The sequence below is a fragment of the Pedobacter sp. 10L46_2 genome (genome assembly GCF_056395165.1).
Map to the genome: position 1 here is coordinate 1 of NZ_JBFTIZ010000550.1, position 1,111 is coordinate 1,111.

Consider the following 1,111-nt stretch of genomic DNA (forward strand, 5'->3'; position numbering starts at 1 on the left):
CTTCTATAAAATCTGTATTAAGATTTACATGAAAATAACCTAAAAGCCCTGTGTCAGTTTTGATACCTGCATGATACTGATGTGTTTTTACAGGTACATGAAAATTGTAAAGTTCCTTTAAAATAAACGAATAAACCAACTGCAGGCGCTCTTTATGGTAGTCGGCAGGGGTTTTAGAAACCACATACGAATCCTGGTCATTTTTCTTATTTTCCAGCAACTCGTACATAAGGTCTGTACCATAAAATGTTATAGGCTGTAATGGGAAGCAAAGTCCCCAGGCCAATTTATCCTCAGTTGCAAGTGCTGGGGTAAGGCACGCGTACATGTTTTCGAGCAAGCTTTCATAATCATGTATGCTTTCAAGTGGGATTTCCGCTTCTTCAATATTATATTTTTTAAACTCTTTAAGAGCTGATCTATATAATGCACCTTTAACAGTTTTCTCGCCTTTTACTCTTCCTCTCAGGTACTTAATAAAGGGACTGAAAGAGATTGCCGAATCAACTTCAAGTGAATGTGCTTTATTTCCAGAAACGTCTAGGATAACTTTTTTCATTTCGGATATTTTACTTCATTAGGATGAAGGTACTGACTTTAGATGTCTTAAAAGTCAATATGTAACATTCTGATTCAAATTTATTTAAAAATATTCATTTTCAGCAGAAGATATTTAAGTAAACAGGCTTTATTTGATTAGATTTAATTAAGGTTTTAACTATTAAAAATCATTACTCATTATGAAAAACACTTCAGGAAATTTCTTTGAAAAGGCATCTACAAAAATTACAAACTGGACAGGGAGTCCGGTAGCTTTCGGTGTAGCATTTCTAATTGTGATTGTATGGATACTTTCAGGGCCCATTTTTAATTATTCAGATACCTGGCAACTTGTTATCAATACAGGGACCACAATAATTACTTTTTTAATGGTTTTCCTTATCCAAAAATCTCAAAATAAAGATTCCAAAGCCATTCAGCTTAAGTTAAACGAATTGATAGCTGCAAGCAGACATGCCAGCAACAGGATGGTTGATATTGAGGATTTAACGGAATCAGAGCTGGATGTTCTTCATAAATACTATCAAAAACTTTCTGATATATCTGAGGC

The 1,111-nt window shown here is 34.0% G+C and carries 2 protein-coding genes; one reads left to right on the forward strand and one right to left on the reverse strand.

The features are described 5' to 3' along the window. A partial coding sequence (locus AC1DDX_RS27715) for a hypothetical protein (RefSeq protein ID WP_477623074.1) occupies positions 1–559 on the reverse strand: 559 nt, incomplete at its 3' end. A 181-nt stretch (positions 560–740) separates the two neighbouring features. Between AC1DDX_RS27715 and AC1DDX_RS27720 the strand changes: the two genes are divergently transcribed. Next, a partial coding sequence (locus AC1DDX_RS27720) for a low affinity iron permease family protein (protein ID WP_477623075.1) occupies positions 741–1,111 on the forward strand: 371 nt, incomplete at its 3' end.